Genomic DNA, 21121 nt, shown 5'->3' on the forward strand with positions numbered 1-21121 from the left:
CCATCTGATGAGGGAACTGTCGAGAACGGAGAGGTTTGCTATGACTGCGATCACCGTCGGCGGCCAGGACACCCTGCTGACTCCGGGCCAGGTTGCTGCCCTGTTCCACGTCGACCCCAAGACCGTGACGCGCTGGGCTCACGCCGGGCGCCTCGGGTCGCTGCGCACACCGGGCGGACATCGCCGGTTCCGCGAATCGGAAGTACTCCAGCTGCTCAAGTCGCTGACCACCGAGGCGACCGCACGCTGATCGCAGGGGGCGCGGGCCCGTCGTCGCCGGGCCCGCGCTCGCCCGCAGGCGGATTTCGCGTCTGCGGTGTGCTGAAGTCACGTCCGCGACTACCCTCGTAATCAGGAGGTGAGCGACGTGACGTACCTGTTGGCACTCATCGCAGTGGTGGCAATCGCGGTGTTGTGCTGGAAGGCGTTCGGCCCCGAGCGGACCGGACCCACTCTCCCGCAAACGCGTTCACCACAGCGCAAGCGCATCATCGGACCCGACGACGACCCGGAGTTCCTCTGGCGGCTGTCCCGCCAGCACCGCGACGGCGAGTCCGGTTCCGCCGAACGCTGACGCGGTTCGTCCGCGTCCACACGCGCCCAGCGAGCTCCGGCGTGTGTTCCCCCATTGCTCCGCGCTGCGCCGAGCATTCCGCTATGCCGTAGTCCCGGCGAGGTAACTCCCTCATTCCGCCGGGCAGCACCGATATCGGCCGTTCGGTCGGGGTGAGGCAGGCGCGCTGCGGTGCGCCTGCCTCAGCCGATCCGAGCGGTCGATCAGGGTTCGCCGCTGACGACCGCCAGCAAGGCGTCCGTGAAGGGCTGCCCACCCTGGATGGCTCCGCCCGCGATCGCGCCGACGACCAGGCCGATCGGGCCGGTGATGATGCTGAAGAAGCCCAGGCCGATCAGGGCTCCGAGCAGACCGCCGAGCAGCGCGCCGCCGACCACGCCGACGACGTTCTTGTTCAGTTCGGCGATGAGGCGATTCATCGAGCTGATCGGCTGCATCTCGCCGATCTCCTTCGCGTCCGCCACCGGCGTGAGCGCGAGACGCCTTCCGTTGTCGCTGATCTCGTGCCCGACCGCCAGCTTGCTTCCGGAAACCTGGAAGGTCAGCGGCACCTCGGCGACCACGGCGCCGGTGTCGGAAGTCAGTTTGATCTTGGTACCGTCGTCGACCACCGCGAAGGTGCCGTGCTCGACAGCGGTGGTGATAGTGCCGGTTTCGCGGGAGACCGTGGTGCGGTAGTCGATGCCCTGCTCCGCGCCGACTGTCGCTGTCTCCTTATCCGCTTCCACGGGTTGCGCGTTCGCGGCCCCCGCTGTGATGCCCACGGCGGCAACCGCCGTGAGCGCTATGGCGGCAAGAGTGCCGAACTTCATTCTGGAATTCCTTCTCACCGAGACCTCCGGCGCCCGAGGCCGGATGGCGTGTGACTGTACAGCGCCCGTAGCTTGTTGCCAGACTTGGCGATCGGCATACGTCTCGCGAAGGTTCGTTATGCGATTGTGATCAGTTCGGCTGACGACGACGTCGAGCGAGTTAACTGTGAGGGCAAATCACTGCCCCTGGGAACGAAAACTCGACGCGGACGCGCCGCGTAGTGTATGCATGGCAAGGTTCTTCAATCCGCAAATTCACAACTTCGGGTCGGCTCAGGCGTGGGTTCGAAGGTTACAGCTGTGGAGGACGTGACGTGTCGCGCCAACGTATCCGTGCCGGTCTTACCCTGATTGCCTTCATGGCGGGGACCGCGCTGGCAGCGGGCCTCGTGGTGGCCGCAGCGGTGTCGATGTCGGGTCCCAAGGAGGAACCGGCCAACGCCGCCCAGACCGGCAACGCGACAACCACATCGGCGCTACCACCGACCACCACCGAGGAACTGCCGACCACCACCGAGGAGTTGCCGACCACCTCGGCGATGCGCGGCGCGTCCAACAAGGACGCCACGAGTTTGCAGGTGAACATCGGCGACTGCGTGCAACTCGGCGGCTCCGGCGGAATCGACAAGGCCGCCTGCGGCGCCCCCAACTCGACGTACAAGGTCTTCGAGAAGGCCCCGGCAAACAGCCAGTGTCCTACCGACGCCGACCACACCTACAACGAAACCCTGCAGGGCGCAACGGCAGCCGCGCTGTGCCTGGACATCGACTGGGTCGTCGGTGGCTGCATGGAAGTGACCCCCGGCAACCCGAAGCGCCTGGACTGCGCGACCCCCACCCCGACCGGTGTGCGCGTGATCGACATCAAACAGAACACCGTCGACGTCAACGCCTGCGGCTCAGCCGACAGCGGAATCGTCTACCGGCAGCGCCATTACGTCGTCTGCGTCAACCGGCTCTGATCGCTGCCAGCGGCAGCGCACCTGACGCGGCAACGGCCGGGCTATCCGGCGGGAGGCGTATCACTCACCGGTCCTGTCCAACGAACGCATCGGCGGTAACAACTCAGACCATCGTGGGCAGCGGCTTCACTGAACTCACCGCTGGTGGCTGGACTCTCCGTCAGTATTCGAGTTCGGTCCAGGGGATGCTGATCGGGAACGGGTGGTCGATCTCGATTCCGTCCGTGTTCTGGTGGGTCCACTCGGCGACGACGATGTAGTTGGCAGCACGGAGCGGACGAATTCCGTCCGGGAGCTGAACGTGGCCGATGTCGAGGCCATATGCGCGCACGGTGGCAATCGCGCTGACCTCACGAGCCAGCGTCACAGCGCTATGCGTATCGAGGAGTCGAGCCGGTGGCGGTCGCAGGCGCTAGTTGAGTCCTGCGTAGGAGTGCAATCCGCTGATCACCATGTTGATGATGAACAAGTTGAACAACATCGCGACGAAGGCGGCGATGTTGATCCAGGCGGCCTTGGTGTCGCGCCAGCCGGAGGTGGCGCGGGCGTGCAGGTAGGCGGCGTAGAGGACCCAGGCGATGAAGGAGCAGGTTTCCTTGGGGTCCCAGCCCCAGAAGCGGCCCCAGGCGGCCTCGGCCCAGATCGCGCCCAGGATGACGCCGGCGCCGAACAGCGGGAAGCCGATGATGGTGGCCTTGTAGGCCAGGCGGTCCAGGGTGCGGGCGTCGGGCAAGCGGCGGGCGATGGCGCCGAGGACGTTGTTCGACTCCTGGCCGTCAGGCTGGCGCAGGCGGTACAGGAACAGCATGCTGGCCACGCCCGCGAACAGGAACACACCGCTGCCGACGCTGACGATGGTGACATGTATGGGCAGCCAGAACGACTTCAGCGCGGGCACCACGGGCGCGGCGTCGGCGTAGAGCACGGTGCCCGCGAGGAACAGCAGGATGAGCACCGGGACCAGCAGGAACGCCCACATCGCGCGGTAGCGCTGCTCACGCAGGAACAGCAGCCCCACCAGCACGGCGGCGGCCGTAGCCATGGTGACGAACTCGTACATGTTGCCCAGCGGGAACCGATGAGTCGCGAAGCCGCGCAACACGATCGAGCCCACATGCAGGGCTATGGCGACCATCAGCACCGAGAACGCCATGTTGCCGAGCCGCTCCGACAACGGCGTCCGCTCGGGCTCGACGACTCGGCCCGGCCCCTGCGGCGTCGATCCGCCGCCCACCGTCACCAATTCGCGGTCGGCGACCTTGCGGCTGCGCGCCGTCGCGTACTGCCAGATCAGCAGCACCAGCACCAGTGCGTACACCACGATCGCCGTCTTGAACGCGAAATCGCTGTACCTGGCGATGGTCTCGTCGATCGGCATGGTCACTCTCCCGTGGTTTCGGCGCCACGCGCCGCGGTGGTCTCGGCGTCCGGCTGCTCGTCGAGCAGGCGCCCGCGCAGTCGGTCGAACTCGTCGCCCCAGCCTGCCTGATCGGTCCTGGCGAGCCCGCCCATCTCTACTACAGTGCGTCGTTTGTCAACGGTACCGGCTTCGTCGTCGGCCGGGTACACCCGCACCCAGATCCGCCTGCGCTTGATCAGCAGCGAGACCAGCAGGCCCGCCATCATCAGCAGCGCGCTCACCAGCACCCACTGCTGCGCGGGATCGTGCGAGACCTGCAAGTTCACGAACTCCTGCGCGCCGTCGAAAGTGACCTTGGTGCCGTTCGGCAGCGTGGTGGACTCGCCGGGGCGCAGATTGACCCTGGCCTCCTTGGTCAACCTGCCCTGCTTGACCTGCTCGGGATCCAGCGCGAACAGCGACTGCGGCTTGCCGGTGTCCAGCCCGGTGTCGCCGCGATAGATGTCGACCGCGACGGCCGGGTCATTCATCGCGGGAAACGCCGAGCTCAGCAGCGATCCGTGGAACATGGCGGTGGGCGCGAACAGGCCCTCGATGGCGATCTGGTTCTTGCGGCGTTCCTCATCGGTGGCGTACATGCCGCCGGGCGGGTCGATCCGCAGCACGCCGCTGGACAGAAACGTCGACGCGTCGTCCGGACGCCATTGGATGGACTCGGTGCGCGTCTGCCCATTGGGGAAGGTGACCGTGAAGGTCGGCGCGTAGCCGTGGCCCTGCAGGTAGAGGCGGTCACCGGCGACGCGCAGCGGGTGGTTCACCTGCACCTGGGTGTCGCGCCAGGTGTTCGTCCGCAGATCCTCGCCCGCCTGGTAGGCCAGATCGGCGGTGAACATCTCGGCCTGCCCGTTGGTCAGGTAGTCGGCCCGGAACTTCTCGACCCGCACGCAGATCGGGGTCATGCCGGTGCCGTCGTTGACGTTGCCCGCCTTGAACGAGTCGAACACCGCGGGCGAGGTGGTGCAGAAGCCGGGCCCGTTGTTCGCCAGGACGATGACGCTGCCCTCGTAACCGAACAGCTTGCCCACCGCGATGGCGACCAGCAGCCCGACCAGCGCTAGATGGAACACCAGATTGCCGAGTTCGCGGGTGTAGCCCTTCTCCGCCGAGAGCGCCAGTTCACCGTCGCGGTTGCCGGGCCGTACCTCGGTGCGCCAACCGCGCAGCTGGGAGCGCGCGTGGTCGATCACCGCACGGGGCGACCGCGCGACGTGGCCGGAGTAGTGGTGCGGCAGCCTGGTCAGATTGCGTGGCGCCCGCACCGGCGGTGTGCGCAGGGCGCGATAGTGATCGAGCGTGCGCGGCAGGATGCAACCGACCAGCGAGATGAACAGCAGGACGTAGATCGCGGTGAACCAGAAGCTGGAGAACACATCGAACAGCTCGAAGCGGTCCATCCACGGACCGAGCGTGGGCCGGTCGGCGATGTACTGGGCGACCTTCTGCTCGTTGAGGTTGCGCTGCGGCAGCAGCGCGCCGGGGATAGCGGCCAGCGCGAGCAGAAACAGCAGCACCAGGGCGGTGCGCATGCTGGTCAGCCCACGCCAGGTGTTGCGCATGAGCGCCCAAGCCCGTCCGGCCAGGGATTGGCGCGGCGGCCCCGCCGAGTTCTCGGTCGTCGGCTGGTGGGTCACGGTCATATCGGCAAGGTCACCTCGGAGACGAACGCGTCGCGCACCCAGGCGACGAACTGGTCCCACGCTCCGGTGACCAGCGCGGCGCCCACCGCGACGAGCAGCATGCCCCCGATGATCTGGATGGTGCGGGAGTTGCGGCGCAGCCAGCCGACCCCGCGTAGCGCGCTCGCCGACCCGAAAGCGAGCACGACGAACGGCAGGCCGAGGCCCAGACAGTAGGCGACGATCAGCGTGACGCCGCGCACGGCCGTGGTCCCGTCGGTGCCCGCCGCCACCGCCATGACGCCGGACAGCGTCGGGCCGAGACACGGCGTCCACCCGAGCGCGAACACTCCGCCGAGCAGCGGCGCGCCCATGAGGCTGGTGAGCCTGCGCGGCTCCATCCTGGTGTCGCGCTGCAACGCGGGCACCAGGCCGATGAACACCAGGCCCATCAGGATCGTCACCACGCCGCCGATCCGCTGCAGCAGTTCGCGGTTCACGTTGAGAGTCTGGATGACGCCGAACACCGTGGCGGTCGCGAGCACGAAGACCACGGTGAACCCGGCGACGAACAGCCCGGCCGCACCGGCGACCCGCATCCGTCCCGAGCGAAGCGGTTGCGCGACGGCGGTCGCCCCGGCCCGGGACGCGCGGGTGCCGGTGGCCTCCGCGACGGTGGCGGGCGGCGCCTCCGCACCGACCAGTCCGGCCAGATACGACAGGTACCCGGGGACGAGCGGCACCACGCACGGCGAGGCGAACGACACCAGACCGGCGAGCAGGCACGCGCCGAGCGCCAGCAGCAGCGGACCGGAGGCCGCCGTCTGCTGGAACGATTCACCGACTCCGGCGAGCAGCATCAGCTGGCCTCCCCGGTTCGCGGCGCGGGGTGCTCAGGTCTCACACCGAGTCCTCCCGCGCGTCTTCTGGCGCTCGTCCCGCCCCGCGGCGCAACGACACCTTCCGCTCGGTGGCGGCGGGCTCCTCGGCCACCTCGAGCACGGCGAAGTCCAGCAGCGAGTCGGCGGCTACGCTGCGCGGCACGGTGGCGATTCCGGCCCACCGGTCGTCGACGGCCCATCCGCCGCCGATGCGCCGGGCGCCCTGCCGTGGCCGGCAGGCACGCAGGTGACGGGTACGACGGTCGCGATTCACTGTGATTCCTCCGCGGCGATACGTTCGACCACCGGTTGCAGGTCCTCGGCGAGCAGGGACCGCAGGAAGACCGCGGCGACCCGGTGTTGCCGGTCGAGGACCAGGGTGGTGGGGATGACACTGGTTGGGAAGTTCCCGCCGAGCGCAAGCAGAGTGCGCATCGACGGGTCGTAGATGGACGGGTAGCCGACCTTGTTGTCGACCACGAAATCTTGGGCCTTGTCCTGCTGTGGATCGCGGACGTTGATGCCGAGGAACGCGACGCCCTTGTCCTTGGTGGCCTCGTAGACCTTCTCCAGGGCGGGCGCCTCGGCACGGCACGGACCGCACCACTGGCCCCACAGGTTGAGCACCACGACCTTGCCCGGGTAGTCCTCGACCGACGCGGTCTTGCCCGCCGTCATCAGGTCCGGACCGGCCAGCTTGCCGATGGTGCCGCGCGAGGCGGGCGGATCGTAGAGGATATCGGTCTTGCCGCCGGGCGAGACGAATTCGAAGGTGCCGCCCGAGGCCACCGCGTCCGAACCGGTCGAGCACCCGGCGAGCGCGGCGACCAGGGCCACGCACGCGAGCAGCACCGGCAGCACCCGCCCGGTGCGCGTAACGGGCGAGGTGGCGGACCCGGTGCAGCGAGTCATGCGCCGTGTACCGAGGGGTCGGAGCCGCCCGCCGGCTCGGAGTAGACGATGTCGACGAGCGTGTCGCCGTGATAGACCAGCGAGGTCAGCGACGCGAGCGAGCACTGCCGCTGCCGCGGGTCGTGCCAGAGCCGCTGTCCCTGCAGGAATCGGCGCAGCGTCCACACGGGCAGCTGGTGGGAGACCAGCACCGCCTCACGTCCGGCCGCTTCCACCCGCGCCTTGTTCACCGCGGCCAGCATGCGGTGCGCGATCTGCAAGTAGGGCTCGCCCCAGGACGGGGTGAACGGGTCGCGCAGCTTCCACCAGTGCCGCGGTTTGCGCAGCGCGCCGTCGCCGACCGAGACGCGCAGGCCCTCGAAGGTGTTGCCCGCCTCGATGAGGTTCTCGTCGGTCCGCACGAGCAGGTCGTGCTGCACGGCGATCGCCTCGGCGGTCTCCTGCGCCCGCTGCAGCGGCGAGGCGATCACCAAGGCGATGTCGTGATCGGCCAGCGTCCGGGCGACCGCGGCCGCTTGCGCGCGGCCCGCCACCGAGAGACTGAATCCGGGCAGACGCCCGTAGAGGATGCCGTTCGGGTTGTGCACCTCACCGTGCCGCAACACGTGCACGATCGTCTCGATCGGCGCGGTGCCACCGTCGTGCACCCGCTCGGCGACCGGGTCCTGGCTGTCGGCGGGCTCGGCCGAGACCGCGTTCCCGGCGGGAGCGGTCTTCGCCTCTTTACGCGCGGCGGCGACCTGCGTCGTCGGCGCCGCGGCCGCCGCGAAGTGGGCGCCCGCGTCCACCACGCTCGATTCCACGACCTCCAGGTCGGCCGCCGCCGACTCGGTGGCGGCGCTCGCGGCGGCGAACTGCTCACCCGCGTCGATCACGGTCGCCTCCGCTACCGGATCGACGACCGGCGCCGGGGCAGCGGCGGATTCGATGCCCGCGGCGACGGCACTGGTCTCGGCGGGCTTGGCTGGCTCACGCCGGTCGGCATCGGATTGATCGAGATCGGAGCTCACGCGCGGGGTCCTTCTGGGGTGGCGGCCGCCGCCGCGTGCGCGGCGGCGGGCAGGGCGGCAGCGATACGGTCGAATGCGTTCTCGTCGAGCGCCGCGGAGACGAACCAGGCTTCGAACGCGCTCGGCGGCGCATACACGCCACCGTCGAGCAGAGCGTGGAAGAACGCTGGATAGCGCCACGTCTCGCTCGCCTTGGCGGCGGCGTAATCGGTGACCGGGCGTTCGGCGAAGAACACGCTCACCATATTGCCCGCGAATTGAACCTGGTGCCCGACCCCCGCCGCGGTCAGCGCGTCGCGGAACAAACCGCCGAGCCGCTCGGCGTTGCGATCCAGGGCCGCGTAGACCTCGTCGTCGGCCGCGCGCAGGGTGGCCAGGCCCGCGGCCACCGCGACCGGGTTACCGGACAGCGTGCCCGCCTGGTAGACCGGCCCGAGCGGGGCGAGATGGTTCATGATCTCGGCGCGCCCGCCGAACGCGGCGGCGGGCAGGCCGCCGCTCATCACCTTGCCGAAGGTGTACAGGTCGCCCGCGACGCCCTCCCGGCCGAACCAGCCCGCGCCGCTGACCCGGAAGCCGGTCATCACCTCGTCCATGATCAGCAGCGCGCCGTGCTCGGTGGTCAGTGCGCGCAGACCCGCGTTGAACCCGGGCAGTGGTGCGACCGCGCCCATGTTGCCCGCCGCCGCCTCGGTGATCACGCACGCGATCTCGCCGGGATCGGCGGCGAACGCGGCGGCAACGGCGTCCAGGTCGTTGTAGGGCAGCACGATGGTGTCGGCGGCCTGGGCGCCCGTGACGCCGGGCGAGGTGGGCAGTCCGAGGGTGGCGACGCCGGATCCGGCGTCGGCGAGCAGCGCGTCGACGTGGCCGTGGTAGCAGCCGGCGAACTTGATGATCTTGGTGCGTCCGGTGTAGCCGCGAGCCAGCCGGACCGCGCTCATGGTGGCCTCGGTCCCGGAGTTCACCAGGCGCACCCGCTCCACCGGCGCGACCCGCCGCACGATCGTCTCGGCCAGCTCGATCTCCGCCTCGGTCGGCGCACCGAAAGATAGCCCGCCGGATGCCGCGCGCCGCACCGCCTCGACGACCTCGGGGTGCGCGTGGCCGAGAATCATCGGGCCCCAGGAGCAGACCAGATCGACGTACTCGTTTCCGTCGGCGTCGACGAGTGTGCAGCCGTCGGCCGAGGCGATGAATCGCGGTGTGCCGCCGACGGATCGGAAGGCCCGCACCGGAGAGTTGACGCCACCCGGAATCACCGAACTCGCCCGGTCGAAGAGCTGAGCGGAGACCGGCACCGCCGCACTGGTCACACGCGGAGAAGAACTCACGTGCTCCAGTCTCTCAGCACCGCTGAAATGGTTCGACGACAGGGTGTAGTGCAGTGACGCAGGCCGCAGCCGGCCCGCAACACGCCGAGATCAGGTTCGCGCGAATTTCGATCGCTGGAGGGTTGCCGATGCGTAATGTCGGGGAGCCATCGTCCACCGGCTGGGAGGGTCTGCATGCGGATTGCCATCGTCAGTGCGGGTTTACTCACCGCGGTCGCCTGCGCCACTGCGGCACTGGGCGCCGGTTCCGCCGCCGCGGAGCCGGTCGATCAACTCGACAACTTGCGCGTCGGCATCCATCTGGACCATGTGGCGACCACGACGCTGGCCGGCGGACCCATTCCGGCCGTCGTCACCATGGTCATCCCGCCCAACCGCATCGGGGCCGGTCTGAAGGCCGACTCCGAGATCTACCGCGACCAGCACGGCAGGGTGTACGCCTCCCTGCGCCAAGTGCTGATGGAGGCGGCAGGCCATCCGGACGGGACGATCACCGTCTACCTCAATGCCCCCGGTACCCGCGACGGCCGCGTGCTGGACATCTACCAGCACTGGGGCTGAGGGCGCCGCGGGTCCGCGGTCAGGTGTACATGCAGGGAACCTGCGCGGACATGGTGTGCAACATGCACATGAACGAGTTGTATGGCCCGGCGGAACCCGAATCCGGCACGAAGATCGGCGCGTCGACGGCGGTCGCGTCTTCCAGCGGAAGACCGGAGTTCGCGCCGGCCGGCGCTGCCCCGATCCCGAGGGCGGCGGCCACGGCAAACGCGGCACAGATCTTTACGGCGAACCGGTTCATCAAACACTTTCCTTCATCACATGTGTTCCGCATTACGGCCGAAATACTAACGGCCGCAGGAACATTCCTGGCAAAGCGCGCGGTCGCCGGATGTGCGCACCGGACGACACGCGGTTGCACGGTAGCCCAGACGCGCGGCGTCCGCAGCTTCACACGTCATTTGGGCTACGTGATGCCGAGGCAGAAAGCGGCGAATCCGGTTGTCACCAGGCACGCCAACGGCGCGGGCAGCGCATGCAGCAACGGCGCGGGCGGGGTGGCGGCGAACGCGGGCAGCACCGGAACAGGCGGCGCGCTAACGGTTTCGGCGGATGCGGCGGCCGGAACCGCTGCCGTGATACCGATCACGCCCGCCGCCACCGCGCCGAAAAGTGTTCGTCGTACAGGTGGTTTCATGAATTCGGCGTTCCCGTCATCGCGGGGGTCAAACGAAGCGCGTATGCCGAGGCCCGGTCAGCGGCTGGTTCCGGCCTGGCCGCGGAGACCGCGTACGAGCCGGGCCGCCGCATCGATCGCGAGCACTCCGGCCACCGCGACGAGCACCGCGGCCAACAGCTGCCAGGGCGCGGCGTAACGGATCGCGGTGAACCCCGGCGCGTCGCCGGCGGGCGCGAAGTCGATGGTGCGCACGCTGTTGCGCCAGCTCAGCCCCGCCGCCACCAGCGTGAGCAGGACCAAGTCGAGTTCCACGAGCACCGCGACGATCCAGCGCCTCATCGGTCCGCTCCGTTCTCGCCGCGCCGCACGGCTCCGGTCAACGCCGCCCGCAGCGCTTTGTGGTCCTTGGCCCATGCCTGCACCAGCGTATCGTCGGCCAGCCGCAGTCCGATGCCGGTCCGGCGGCGCGGCACGCCGGTCAATTCTCCGAGCGCCCTGGCCGACTCCCACGGTTCGTCGTCCCAGGAGTCCTCGTCGCGCTCGGGAAGCACTTCCGCGATCGAGGTCAGCGGCAGCGTCTCGGTGCCAGAGCGCAGCGTTGTCTCAGTGAGCTCGACGCTGACGTGCCGCTTACCGGCGAGCACTTGCAGCGCGACGAAGGCCGCGATCAGGGCGGCGCAGAAGAACAGGGCGAACCAGTGCACGGAACCGCCCGTGACCAGTTCGAGGACGAGAATGAGCAGGCACAGAATCGGCCCGTAGAACACTGCACGCCAGCGGGCGCCCGGTTCGGCGAACAAAACGGTCGCGGCGGTCACACCTAGCCCATCACGGCGGCGCGCGGCGACACGACGGAAAGCAGGATCAGCGACTCAGGCCGGGCAGCAGCAGCACGGCGACGGTCAGCACGGCGAACAGAATCAGCAGGCTCAGTACGGCCAGATCCCGCCGAATGCTGTGCGGCTGCTGGATCACCACTCGCATCGATGCCTCCGATCCTCCGAAGCCATCTGCCCAGGTCCCGCACGAAACGTAAGACAACGCATGACAAATGACTTCCGGTTCCCATGTCCACTGTGACAACCCTCACCATACATGCCGGTCTGTCTCGGACAAACTGGGAACGTGTTCCACCGATCGGGTTCAGCGTCCGCCCAGCTGGAAGTACGCGGTGGACTCCGGACGATGCGACAGATAGATCGCGCCGGACGCGAGCACGGCCTGCACGATCGATGCACCGCCCGCCACCAGCGACGCTGTCCCGGTCACCGCGTCGATCGCCAGCAGCGCACCCACGCCGACCACCACGACCCAGACACCCAGCACCGTCAGGACGGTGCGCGCCCAGAGCTTGCCGCGCCCGAACTGGTGCACGATCACCAGCGCGAGCGCCGCGACGCCCAGCCCGATCAGCACCACGAACACGTACACCAGCGACACCATGAGCTCCGCGCTGGCCATCGTCACCTGCGGGTCCTTCGCCCTGGCCTGTTCGAAGACCTCTTCGGCGAAGGCGCGCCGCCGCTCCAAGGCCGCGATGACCGACGCGATCAGCTGCACGACGCCGAATCCGAGCACACCCCACCACAACTGCCGCGCGGTGCCGACATCCTCCGGCATCGGAACGCGGGCCGGTCGAACGCCGAACGGCCCCGCCATGTTCGTCACGACAGCCAGTGCGCGGCCTCGGTGGCCCAGTAGGTGAGCACGATGTCCGCACCCGCCCGGCGGATACCGAGCAACGACTCGAGGATGGCGCCGCGGCGATCGATCCATCCGCGCTCGGCGGCGGCGGTGATCATCGCGTACTCACCGGAGATCTGATACGCGGCGACCGGGACGGTCGAGCGATCGGCGACCTCGCGCAGGATGTCCAGGTACGACATGGCCGGCTTCACCATGACGATGTCCGCCCCCTCGGCGAGGTCCAGCTCCAGTTCGCGGATCGACTCGCGGCGATTGGCCGGGTCCTGCTGGTAGGTGCGCCGGTCGCCTTGCAGCGAGGAACCGACGGCCTCACGGAACGGGCCGTAGAACGCCGAGGCGTACTTCGCGGCGTAGGCCAGGATGCCGGTGTCGGTGCGCCCGGCCTCGTCCAGTCCGCGCCGGATCGCGCCGACCTGGCCGTCCATCATGCCACTGGTGCCGAGCAGGTCGGCGCCCGCCTCGGCCTGCGCGAGGGACATCTCGACATAGCGGTCCAGCGTGGCGTCGTTGTCGACCGCGCCGTCGGCGGCCAGCACGCCGCAGTGACCGTGGTCGGTGAACTCGTCCAGACAGGTGTCGGCCATGACCACGGTCGAATCACCCACCTCGTCGGCGAGAGCGCGCAGGCCGCGGTTGAGGATGCCGTGCGGATCGCTGGCCTGACTGCCGACGGCGTCCTTGTCCTCGGGGCGGGGCACGCCGAACAGCATGATCCCCCCGACGCCCGCCGTGACCGCCTCGACGGCGGACTTGCGCAGCGAGTCGAGCGAATGCTGCACCACTCCTGGCATCGAGCCGATCGCGCGCGGTTCCTCGAGGCCGTCGGCGACGAACATCGGTAACACCAATTGCCGTGGTTCCAGTGTTGTTTCGGCCACGAGGCGACGCAAAGCCGGGGTACGGCGCAACCGCCGCGGGCGGTCCATTCCGGTCATGAATCGCACGATACGCCTGTGCTTGTTTTGCAGTGCCTGCGGCACTGCGGGTTCACGGGCAATGCTCGGTCTCGCTGCGCTCGAAACCGGGAGCTGGGCCGAACTGGTTGCGTTGGGTGGCAGCCGGAGAGTCTTCGGCAGCGACTTGGAGCCCTTTGAAGTCGCCGTAATCGACTCTCGCTGGCACCGCATCGCAGACACCTGGATCGCTCGACACCCGAGCCGAGAAGGGCGATCAGCTCCTGTCTCGGTGTGGGTGAAATCACACCGGGGAGACCCCTCGAGGCGCATACTCCGACTAGACGGCTGCCTGACCTTCGCTCGGCCCGGCACACGAGCGGATGCCTCGAGCCTTCGCTCAGCCCGGCGTGGGCTGATGACAGACTTCGTCCGGCCGCGTCTTTTCCGCGAGACCTCGCTGGGGGACAGGATGCCCGATCCGCACATCGATATCTCGCTGGCCAGAGCCGCCGACTTCGAATCGTGGGTGGCGGTGCTGCTGTCGGACTGGTGGCCGGTGCTGACCGGCGGCCTGCCCCCGCCCGCGACCGCGCTGCGGGCCTGGCGCGCCGCCGACGGCACCGGGCAGAACATCTTCGTGGAGTTCGTCGCGCGGCAATGGGCCGATCCCCAGCTGATGCCCGGCGCGTACGCCGCGTTCGCCACCCTCGGCATCTACCGCGACGAGCCCGAATGGGTCCGCAGCCGCGGCACGCACCTGATGGGCCGCACCGAGGATGTCTTCGCCGGGCTGCGGTACTCCGACACCGCCCACACCGTTTTCCTCCGCTTGCAGAGCAGGCCGTGCCCGGTGACTGCGGAGGCGGGCCGGCGGCTACTGGCCGAGGCCCAGGCGAATCTGCCGTTCCCGGACACCGCCGCCGGGCCGCTGGACGTGCGGGTGGCCCGCAACAGCGCGCGGCACCTGCTCGCCGCGCACAGCGCACGGCACAGCACTCCGGCCGATCCTCTCCAGCTCGGACCGCCGCAGCGGGTCTGCGACATCGGCTGGGCGTTCATCTTTCCGTGGTCGACCACGTCCTGGTACACCGACGGCGCGATGCCCACGCTGCCACCGGGCACCCGTGGACCAATCGTGGTGGTCAAGGACACTGGACATACCTGGCTGCTGGACAGCCTGAGCAACTACGACGCGCAGCTGGCCGCTTACGCACGCGAGCACGGGTACCCGGCCCCGCTCGAACAACCGCGATGATCGGCGGCATGGCCTCCGCTGACCGCGACCGGGCAGGAATGCCGACATGACCGATCCGCCGAGCGAGATGGAACTGCTCGCCATGCGGCGGCGCGCCGAAGCACTGTGGGAGGCGGGCGACGCGGCGGGCGCCGAACGCTGGCTGCGCCGAGCCGTCGCGGGCGGCAGCGTGCCCGCCATGACGATGCTCGGCGCGCTGCTCGGCGCCGACGGGCGGATCGGCGAGGGGATCCGCTGGTTGGAGCAGGCCGCCGCGCGCGGCGACGAGCCCGCGGGTGTGCACGTGGGTCTGCTGCACCTGGAGCGTGGGTATCTGGACGAGGCCGAGCGCTGGTTGCGGCCCGCGGCCGAGAACGGGCTGCCCGAAGCCCTGTGCAACATGGGCGTTCTCGCGAATCGGCGCGGTGACGACGCGGCGGCGGAGCGCTGGTACGAACGCGCTGTGCGGGCCGGAAACCCCACGGCCATGCGCACTCTCGGCCTGCATCTGGCCCGGCGCGGCGAATTCGACCGTGCGATAGCTCTGCTCACCGAGGCCGCGCGCCGCGGCAGGACCGACGCTATGGCGGTGCTCGGCGCCCTGCACGTGGATCGCGGTGACCGCGGCGAGGGCGAGCGGTGGCTGCGCAAAGGCGCCGATGCGGGGGATCCGGACTCGATGTTCCACCTCGCGCTCTTGCTGCGCGCGGCGGACACGCCTTATGTCGCAGGTGATTCAGCCGACCCCGAGGTGCTGCGGGCCGCCGCCGAGATCGCGACCGGCTGTACGCGGGCGCAGCAGGAAGCCAGGCAGTGGCTGGAACGCGCCGCCGCCCTCGGCCATCCACAGTCGCTGCGGCTGCTGCACGATCTGTGAGCCGTGGCACCGCGTGGCACGTGAAAAGCCTTGTGGCCAGCGGAGTTTGTCGGTCCCCCACGGTAGAATCGAAGGTACGTTCGAGGGGGCTCGCCCGCCCCCGATCGCCACGGGAGGGATGCCAGTGCGCACACCACAAACCGTTCTCATCGATCGCCCCTACACGCCGTTGCAGAAGCGCCCGCTGCCGCCGGGCCGCCCCCGGGCGTGGTACGTCATGCACAACCGGCGCCTGAAGGCGATGCGCCTGGCGATCGCACTGCTCGACTCGGGCGTCTACGCACCGAGTTACGCCACCAACAAGCGGATCAGGCACACCGCCGAGGTGATCGGCATCCGACCGCCCTCCGACGCCACCTGCACCATGGTCCGCACGCTGATGCGCAGGAGGTACTGAGACCGATGGGTGCGGCTCGCGTCCGAGTGGCCGACGCGCAAGCGACGAAGTCGCAAGCGGCGGTCGCTCGGACGCGAGCCGCACACCTCAGCGGCTGCGGCGGCTCTTCTTGCGCGGCGGCGGCAGGAGCCCCTCGGCGCGCAGGCGCGCCGCGTGCTCCGCGAGTGCCTCGACCAGCGGACCGACCTGGGCCACCTCGGGCTGCACGTCCACGCGCAGGCCGAACTCGATGGCCGTTTCGGCGGTCTTGGGGCCGATGCACGCCACGATCGTGCGCGCGTGCGGCTTGCCCGCGATGCCGACCAGATTGCGCACCGTGGAGGACGAGGTGAACAGGACCGCGTCGAAGCCGCCGGTCTTGATCATCTCGCGCGTCTCCGCGGGCGGCGGCGACGCGCGCACCGTCCGGTAGGCCGTGACGTCGTCGATCTCCCAGCCGCGGTCGCGCAGGCCCTCGGCCAGCGTCTCGGTGGCGATGTCCGCGCGCGGCAGCAGCACCCGGTTCACCGGGTCGAAAACGTCGTCGTAGGGCGGGAAGTCGGCAAGCAGCCCCTCGGATGACTGCTCACCGCTGGGCACCAGTTCCGGGTTGATGCCGAACGAGCGCACCTTGTCCGCGGTGGCCTCGCCGACGCAGGCGATCTTCACACCGGAGAACGCCCGAGCGTCCAAGCCGAACTCGGCGAACTTCTCCCACACCGCGCGCACCGCGTTGGTGGAGGTGAACACCACCCACTGGTAGCGTCCGTCGACCAAGCCCTTGACCGCGCGCTCCATCTGAGCGGGGCTGCGCGGCGGCTCGACGGCGATGGTCGGCACCTCCATCGGGATGGCGCCGTGCGTGACCAGCCGCTCGCTCATCTCGGCGGCCTGGTCCTTGGTGCGCGGCACCAGCACGGTCCAGCCGTACAGCGCGCGCGACTCCCACCACGACATCTTCGAGCGCTGCGCGACCACCTTGCCGATGGTCACCACCAGCGGGCCGACCAGCTCGGAGGCCGCGCTGTTCAGCGTGGCCAAGGTGGCCTCGATGGTGCGCTGCTGGCGGGTGGTGCCCCGCACGGTCACGGCCACCGGGGTCTGCGGCGCCATGCCGTGCTCGACCAAGGCGCTCGCGGTCTCGGCCAGGTGCCCTGAGGTCGCGTGCAGCACGAGCGGGCCGGGGGCAGCCGCCAGCGCGGCCCAGTCGACCTCGCCGCGCACATCGGCCTCGGTGTGCCCCGAGCCCAGCGCGATGCCCGCGTAGCTGGGCACCGCCGAGCCGTTGGGCAGGCCCGGCAGCACCTCGAACACCATGTGCGACCGGGTGACGGCGTTGACCTCGGCGATCACCGAGTCGGTGGTCAGCGGGTCGCCCGCGACCACGCGCACCACGTCGTGGCCGCCGCGCGCCTCGGCGATCAGCGTTTTGGCCACTTCGGCGGGCTCGCCGAGCGCAGGTCGCACGTCGACCGGGCGCTCGCCGTCCGGGCCGGGCTCGACGTCGGTGCCGATCAAGGCCAGCACGCCCTTGTCGACGTCCGGATCGGTGAATGCCAGCGTCGCCCGTCCGATCACCTCACGCGCGCGCACGGTGAGCAGCGCCGGGTCACCCGGACCCGATCCGACGAAAAGGATCCGACCGGGGTGCTTCTTCGTGCCTCGGCTCATGCCCGCACCTCGCTTGCGCTCGGCTCCGGCATGCCCGAAGGCGCGGTGAGGATTCGCTCACTCATCGGCTGTTCTCCATGGGGCTGGGGTTGGGCAAGTCTGTGGCGGGCGGACGCACCGCCCGAATGGGGGAACCGTCGTCCGGTTCGGTGGCGAGCAGCTCGCGCGCGCCCATGTCGAGCAACTCGCGGGCCAACGCGCGGCCGAGCTCTGCCGCGTCCGCCGGAGCGCCGACCACCGACGCCCGTAACACGTCGGACCCGTCGACGGCCGCCGCGCACGCGCGCAGCGAGAGCTCGTCCACGATCCGGCCTTCGTCGTCGAGCGACTCGACCACCTCGGCCAGCGCGCCGATCGGCGCGGTGCAGCCGGCCTCCAGCTCGGCCAGCAGCGACCGTTCGGCAAGCACGGACGCGCGGGTGGCCGCGTCGTCCAGGCCGGTCAGGATCTCCACGACGGCGGCGTCATCGCTGCGGCACTCCACCGCCAGCGCGCCCTGGGCGGGAGCGGGCAGCATCTGCACCGGCTCCAGCGCCTCGGTGACCGCGTCCAGCCGCTCGATGCGGGCCAGCCCGGCTCTGGCCACCACGACGGCGTCCAGCTCACCCTCGCTGACCTTGCGCAGGCGGGTGTCGAGATTGCCCCGCAGCGGGACGATGTCCAGGCCGAGGCCGAGCGCCCGCAGTTGCGCTGCGCGACGCGGCGCGGAGGTGCCGACCTTCGCTCCCGCCGGCAGCTCGCCCAGCACCAGTCCGTCGCGCGCGACCAAGGCGTCGCGCGGATCCTCCCTGGGCGGGATGGCGGCGATGGTGAAGCGCGGGTCCTGGGCGGTCGGCAGATCCTTGTAGGAATGCACCGCGATGTCGATCGCGCCCGAGGCCAGTTCGTCGCGCAATGCGGAGGTGAACACGCCGACGCCGATCTTCTGCACCGGATCGGCGGACAGGTCTCCTGCGGTCTTGATCACCACGAGTTCGGCCGGGTGCCCGGCGGCGATCAGCGCGTCGCGCACCGTGCCCGCCTGGGTGAGCGCGAGCAGGCTCCCCCGGGTGCCGATACGCCAAGGCGCGCGATCGGGTCGCGCTGTCTCGTTGCCCTGGTGGTGCACCATCGTCATGCCGTCTGCCCCTGTTCCTCGCCGCGATGGCCCGCGGTGAAGTCGTCGGCCAGCGCGATCTCCCCGTCGGCCAGTGTGATCTCGGCGCGATCACCGGCGAGCGCGGTGATCTCCATCGGCGCGGCGACCGCCTGCGCCGCACCCGGTTTCAGTTCGAAGAGCTCGCGCAGGGCCTCGGCGTAGCTGTCGCCGCCCGGCGTGGACGCCAACTGCTTGACCCGCACGGTCGGCGCGTGCAGCAGCTTGTCGACCACACGGCGCACCGTGCGCGCGACCTCGTCGCGCTCGGGGTCGGCCAGGCCGGGCAGCCGCGAATCCAACCGGAGCAGTTCGGCCTCGACCACCTCCGCGGCGCGCTGGCGTAGCGCGGCAACGGTCGGGGTGACCTCCGCCATCCGCTGTCCGGCGAGGTATTTGGCGAGTTCCTCGGCGACGATCGAGCGGGCGGCCGCCGTGTCGTCGGCGGCGGCGCCCGCCGCGGGATCGCGCTGCAACGTCTCGATGTCGATGAGGGTGACGCCGGGCAGCCCGGCCACGGCGTGCTCGACGTCGCGGGGCAGGCCGAGATCGCAGAACACCAGCGGCCGCTCCACCGTGGCGAATTCCTCGCCGCGTTCGCGGTCGGTCAGCGCGCGGTGGGTGTCGGCGAGCGTCACGACCGCGCCTACCGCGCCGGTACAGGTGACCACCACGTCCGCCGCGGCCATCGCCTCGGTGAGCCGGGACAGTTCCTTCGCCTCGGCCGTCACACCGTGCGTGCGCGCGGTCTCGGCGAGCCTGCGCGCCCGCCCGATGGTGCGGTTGACCACGATGATCCGGCCGATCCCCGCGCGGGAAAGATGCGCGACCGCAAGGCCGCCCATGGCGCCCGCTCCGACGACCGCGGCCGTCCGACCGGCCAGCGGCCCGAGCACGTGCTGTGCGCGATCCAGCGCCACCGACACCACCGACGCGCCGGCGCGATCGATCCCGGTTTCGGCGTGCACCCGCTTGCCGACCCGCAGTCCGTGCTGGGCCAGCTCGTGCAGGGTCCGCCCGACGGCCTGCTGCGCGTCGGCGGAGGCGTACGCGCCGCGAATCTGACTGAGCACCTGCTGCTCGCCGACCACCATCGAGTCCAGGCCGCTGGCCACCGCGAACAGGTGCTCGGCGGCGGCCTCGGCGTAGCGGACGTAGGCGTGCTTGGTCAGATCGGGCAGCGGCAGGCCGGAGTGCTTGGTCAGCAGGTCGCCGATCTCGGCCAGGCCGCCGTGGAAGGCGTCGACCACCGCGTAGACCTCCACCCGGTTGCAGGTGGAGACGATCATCGCCTCGGACACGTGGCTGGAGGCGAGCAGGCGGTCGATCAGTTTCGGCCGGTCGGCATCGGTGATGGCGACCTTCTCCAGCACCGATACCGGCGCACTGCGGTGCGAGATGCCGACAAGGAGAACACTCATGCCTTGGCCTCGCTAACGCTCGGCACCGTCGTACCGCGCTGATGGACTCGCTCGCTGCGCTCACTCATGGTGTGACCACCGATCCCTTGCTGCTTGGCTCCGTTGCCGTATGCGGGGTTGCCGAGTGCTGAAGTGCCGGGTGCGCGGACCCCGCGTGCGGCGCAGGCAGGTGACGACCGATACGGCCCGCCCCGCCGTGCGCGACCTCGGGTAGCGAGGTCTGTTCCGCGTTGCGCACCCGTTCGAAGGAAAGCATTTGCATTTCGACGGCCAGATCCACGCGGCGCACCTCGACCGACGCCGGGGCGACCAGCTCGCACGGGGCGAAACTCAGGATCGACTGCACGCCGGCCGCGACGAGCCGGTCGCAGACGTCCTGGGCCGCGTCGTCGGGGACGGTGATGACCGCGATGGTCGGCTCCAGCTCGGCGACCGCTTCGGCCAGCTCGGCGACGTCGCGCACCACCAGCCCGGCGACCGTCATGCCGATCACCTCGGTGTGGCTGTCGAAGATGCCGACCACGCTGAATCCGCGCCGCCGGAAGCCGCCGTACCCGACCAGCGCCCGGCCCAGATTGCCCGCGCCGACCAGCACAACGCGGTGGCCCTTCGACAGGCCGAGCACGTCCTCGATCCTGGAGCGCAACTTGGCCACGTCGTACCCGACGCCGCGAACTCCGTTGGGGCCGAGGAAGGACAGATCCTTGCGCAATTTGGCCGAATTGACACCCGCCGCGACAGCCAGTTCCTCACTCGATACGATGGCAACACCGTCGTCGGCCAACATGGCGAGGACCCGGAGATAGGTAGCCAGCCGCGCGACGGTGGCCTGCGGGATGTCTTTCTGCAGAGCCCTGCCGGAGACGCCGCCTGGCGCCTCATGCTGCTCTGTCACGTCGTCGGCTCCTCGTCCCGGCGCCTCGGGCACCGGTTCGTCGCTCGACCCTCTGACCCGGGGACGGTCCGGTGCCATGGGTGTCGAAGTTTCGGATTTCGGGGCGGCTCCGCAGCCTCGGCATGCGGGTCGCGTGCCACCACCGTAACTGCTTGTGAAGCCCTGCACAAAGTCGGTGAAATTGGCCTCATTTTCCGTCCTGACCTCC

26 protein-coding genes are annotated in these 21121 nt (G+C 69.8%); 7 read left to right on the plus strand and 19 right to left on the minus strand.

What is annotated here, in order from left to right:
• The first annotated feature begins 40 nt into the window (after positions 1–40).
• Positions 41–250: a BldC family transcriptional regulator gene (locus tag ON34_RS25245; RefSeq protein WP_040783886.1), complete on the plus strand. Its 210-nt coding sequence runs from the start codon at positions 41–43 to the stop codon at positions 248–250.
• A gap of 117 nt (positions 251–367) precedes the next feature.
• On the plus strand, positions 368–574 hold the full coding sequence (locus tag ON34_RS25250) for a hypothetical protein (RefSeq protein ID WP_040784196.1): 207 nt from the start codon (positions 368–370) through the stop codon (positions 572–574).
• Between the two features lie 203 nt (positions 575–777).
• Here the strand turns inward: ON34_RS25250 and ON34_RS25255 are convergent, their stop codons facing one another.
• Positions 778–1386 (minus strand): DUF8020 domain-containing protein, encoded by a 609-nt coding sequence (locus ON34_RS25255; RefSeq protein WP_040783888.1) that lies wholly within the window; start codon positions 1384–1386, stop codon positions 778–780.
• 314 nt (positions 1387–1700) lie between these two features.
• On the opposite strand from ON34_RS25255, the gene lppU reads away from it, so the two are divergent.
• A complete protein-coding gene (gene lppU / locus ON34_RS25260; RefSeq protein WP_051023083.1) occupies positions 1701–2348 on the plus strand; it encodes an LppU family putative lipoprotein in 648 nt (215 codons plus the stop codon).
• A 160-nt stretch (positions 2349–2508) separates the two neighbouring features.
• Here lppU and ON34_RS25265 read toward each other — a convergent pair whose 3' ends face one another.
• From ON34_RS25265 to hemL, 8 genes are all read right to left on the minus strand, one after another.
• The gene (locus tag ON34_RS25265) at positions 2509–2715 is read right to left on the minus strand and encodes a hypothetical protein (RefSeq protein ID WP_040783891.1); all 207 of its coding nucleotides are present in this window, start codon (positions 2713–2715) and stop codon (positions 2509–2511) included.
• A gap of 45 nt (positions 2716–2760) precedes the next feature.
• Positions 2761–3726 carry a c-type cytochrome biogenesis protein CcsB gene (ccsB, locus tag ON34_RS25270; protein ID WP_040783894.1) on the minus strand — a complete coding sequence of 322 codons (966 nt, stop codon included), beginning with the start codon at positions 3724–3726 and terminating at the stop codon, positions 2761–2763.
• A gap of 2 nt (positions 3727–3728) precedes the next feature.
• Entirely contained in the window at positions 3729–5405 is a 1677-nt protein-coding gene (resB, locus tag ON34_RS25275; RefSeq protein ID WP_040783896.1) for a cytochrome c biogenesis protein ResB, read from the minus strand.
• Positions 5402–6244, minus strand: a complete 843-nt coding sequence (locus tag ON34_RS25280; protein WP_040783900.1) for a cytochrome c biogenesis CcdA family protein — start codon at positions 6242–6244, stop codon at positions 5402–5404. Before ON34_RS25280 ends, resB begins: the two co-directional genes overlap by 4 nt.
• A 40-nt stretch (positions 6245–6284) precedes the next feature.
• On the minus strand, positions 6285–6539 hold the full coding sequence (locus ON34_RS25285) for a hypothetical protein (RefSeq protein ID WP_040783902.1): 255 nt from the start codon (positions 6537–6539) through the stop codon (positions 6285–6287).
• The gene (locus ON34_RS25290) at positions 6536–7177 is read right to left on the minus strand and encodes a TlpA disulfide reductase family protein (RefSeq protein ID WP_083889760.1); all 642 of its coding nucleotides are present in this window, start codon (positions 7175–7177) and stop codon (positions 6536–6538) included. The genes ON34_RS25285 and ON34_RS25290 overlap by 4 nt, the downstream gene beginning before the upstream one ends.
• The gene (locus ON34_RS25295; protein WP_040784204.1) at positions 7174–7824 is read right to left on the minus strand and encodes a histidine phosphatase family protein; all 651 of its coding nucleotides are present in this window, start codon (positions 7822–7824) and stop codon (positions 7174–7176) included. The genes ON34_RS25290 and ON34_RS25295 overlap by 4 nt, the downstream gene beginning before the upstream one ends.
• 359 nt (positions 7825–8183) lie before the next feature.
• Positions 8184–9521, minus strand: a complete 1338-nt coding sequence (gene hemL, locus ON34_RS25300; protein WP_040783905.1) for a glutamate-1-semialdehyde 2,1-aminomutase — start codon at positions 9519–9521, stop codon at positions 8184–8186.
• Positions 9522–9695: 174 nt separating this feature from the next.
• On the opposite strand from hemL, the gene ON34_RS25305 reads away from it, so the two are divergent.
• Positions 9696–10082, plus strand: coding sequence for a hypothetical protein (locus ON34_RS25305; protein ID WP_040783907.1), 387 nt, complete (start codon positions 9696–9698; stop codon positions 10080–10082).
• Between the two features lie 19 nt (positions 10083–10101).
• On the opposite strand, the gene ON34_RS25310 is transcribed toward ON34_RS25305, so the two are convergent.
• From ON34_RS25310 to hemB, 6 genes are all read right to left on the minus strand, one after another.
• Positions 10102–10323, minus strand: a complete 222-nt coding sequence (locus ON34_RS25310) for a hypothetical protein (protein WP_040783908.1) — start codon at positions 10321–10323, stop codon at positions 10102–10104.
• A gap of 165 nt (positions 10324–10488) precedes the next feature.
• Complete coding sequence (locus tag ON34_RS25315; protein ID WP_157172427.1) at positions 10489–10719, minus strand: hypothetical protein; 231 nt, start codon at positions 10717–10719, stop codon at positions 10489–10491.
• A 57-nt stretch (positions 10720–10776) separates the two neighbouring features.
• On the minus strand, positions 10777–11040 hold the full coding sequence (locus tag ON34_RS25320; RefSeq protein ID WP_040783910.1) for a hypothetical protein: 264 nt from the start codon (positions 11038–11040) through the stop codon (positions 10777–10779).
• A complete protein-coding gene (gene mce1N / locus ON34_RS25325; protein ID WP_040783912.1) occupies positions 11037–11519 on the minus strand; it encodes a transport-regulating membrane protein Mce1N in 483 nt (160 codons plus the stop codon). Before mce1N ends, ON34_RS25320 begins: the two co-directional genes overlap by 4 nt.
• A gap of 325 nt (positions 11520–11844) precedes the next feature.
• Entirely contained in the window at positions 11845–12360 is a 516-nt protein-coding gene (locus ON34_RS25330; RefSeq protein ID WP_040784206.1) for a hypothetical protein, read from the minus strand.
• 5 nt (positions 12361–12365) lie between these two features.
• On the minus strand, positions 12366–13343 hold the full coding sequence (hemB, locus tag ON34_RS25335; protein WP_040784210.1) for a porphobilinogen synthase: 978 nt from the start codon (positions 13341–13343) through the stop codon (positions 12366–12368).
• Positions 13344–13719: 376 nt separating this feature from the next.
• Here hemB and ON34_RS25340 point away from each other — a divergent pair, with 376 nt between their 5' ends.
• From ON34_RS25340 to ON34_RS25350, 3 genes are all read left to right on the plus strand, one after another.
• Positions 13720–14559: a hypothetical protein gene (locus ON34_RS25340; RefSeq protein ID WP_040783914.1), complete on the plus strand. Its 840-nt coding sequence runs from the start codon at positions 13720–13722 to the stop codon at positions 14557–14559.
• Between the two features lie 46 nt (positions 14560–14605).
• Complete coding sequence (locus tag ON34_RS25345; RefSeq protein WP_051023086.1) at positions 14606–15415, plus strand: tetratricopeptide repeat protein; 810 nt, start codon at positions 14606–14608, stop codon at positions 15413–15415.
• Between the two features lie 124 nt (positions 15416–15539).
• Positions 15540–15812, plus strand: a complete 273-nt coding sequence (locus ON34_RS25350) for a hypothetical protein (RefSeq protein ID WP_245548185.1) — start codon at positions 15540–15542, stop codon at positions 15810–15812.
• A gap of 87 nt (positions 15813–15899) precedes the next feature.
• Here the strand turns inward: ON34_RS25350 and ON34_RS25355 are convergent, their stop codons facing one another.
• The 4 genes from ON34_RS25355 to ON34_RS25370 form a co-directional block, all read right to left on the minus strand.
• Positions 15900–17462, minus strand: a complete 1563-nt coding sequence (locus tag ON34_RS25355; protein WP_040783919.1) for a bifunctional uroporphyrinogen-III C-methyltransferase/uroporphyrinogen-III synthase — start codon at positions 17460–17462, stop codon at positions 15900–15902.
• A 61-nt stretch (positions 17463–17523) separates the two neighbouring features.
• Positions 17524–18579, minus strand: coding sequence for a hydroxymethylbilane synthase (gene hemC, locus ON34_RS25360; protein WP_040783922.1), 1056 nt, complete (start codon positions 18577–18579; stop codon positions 17524–17526).
• On the minus strand, positions 18576–20018 hold the full coding sequence (locus tag ON34_RS25365) for a glutamyl-tRNA reductase (RefSeq protein WP_040783925.1): 1443 nt from the start codon (positions 20016–20018) through the stop codon (positions 18576–18578). Before ON34_RS25365 ends, hemC begins: the two co-directional genes overlap by 4 nt.
• Positions 20019–20082: 64 nt before the next feature.
• Complete coding sequence (locus ON34_RS25370) at positions 20083–20913, minus strand: redox-sensing transcriptional repressor Rex (RefSeq protein WP_245548186.1); 831 nt, start codon at positions 20911–20913, stop codon at positions 20083–20085.
• Between the last annotated feature and the right edge of the window lie 208 nt (positions 20914–21121).

It is taken from the genome of Nocardia pneumoniae NBRC 100136 (assembly GCF_000308755.1).
Lineage (GTDB): Bacteria > Actinomycetota > Actinomycetes > Mycobacteriales > Mycobacteriaceae > Nocardia > Nocardia pneumoniae.